This is a genomic window from Vibrio sp. 1249-1 (assembly GCF_033340495.1).
The window spans coordinates 1-667 of record NZ_JAWOWJ010000614.1; the positions used below are offsets into that span (position 1 = coordinate 1).

Annotated in this window: 1 pseudogene; it reads right to left on the bottom strand. The window is 50.1% G+C overall.

What is annotated here, in order from left to right:
* Positions 1 to 667 (bottom strand): annotated as a pseudogene (locus tag R7Z50_RS27945) (penicillin-sensitive transpeptidase); the annotation flags it as partial.

Genomic DNA, 667 nt, shown 5'->3' on the forward strand with positions numbered 1-667 from the left:
AACAACTCTTCCGTTGTGCCACCAGAACCGCTTGAATAAATGCTGTCTTCGAGGCTGTTACCAACGTATTCGGTTGGCTCCGTGCCTTTCTCAAAGTATTCAAACATGGACGTGCTATCCACTTTATGAGGCAGCAGACCGCTGTTGCGATCGATGCGAACGCGCACGATGTCATCTGGAATATTCTTGCCTTGTTCTGGCTTGCCTTCCAATGCTACTTGCATAAAGTCAATCCATGCTGGCTCTGCTGTTTTCGCTCCTGATTCGGCACCAGATACTTGGCCTTGACCCAGATTACTGTTCACCGTCGTGCGGCCTAACGCGCGTGAGTGATCATCGAAGCCCACCCATGCAATAGCAACCACGCCCGGACCATAACCGTTGTACCATGCATCTTTTGAATCGTTAGTCGTACCAGTTTTACCACCAATATCACGACGCTCAAGTTTTTGCGCACGCCAGCCGGTACCGTTCCAGCCAGTTCCTTCACGCCAGTTGCCGCCACCCCAGATGTTGCTGTACATCATTTCACGCATCAAGAATGCGTTTTGCTCAGAGATAACTTGTGGAGCATATTGAGGTTCATCATTTTCCAGTGCGTTGTCTGTTGCCAAACCATCAATCGCGACGTCTTGTTCGCCAAACTCATCGGCATAGCGATTGTCTG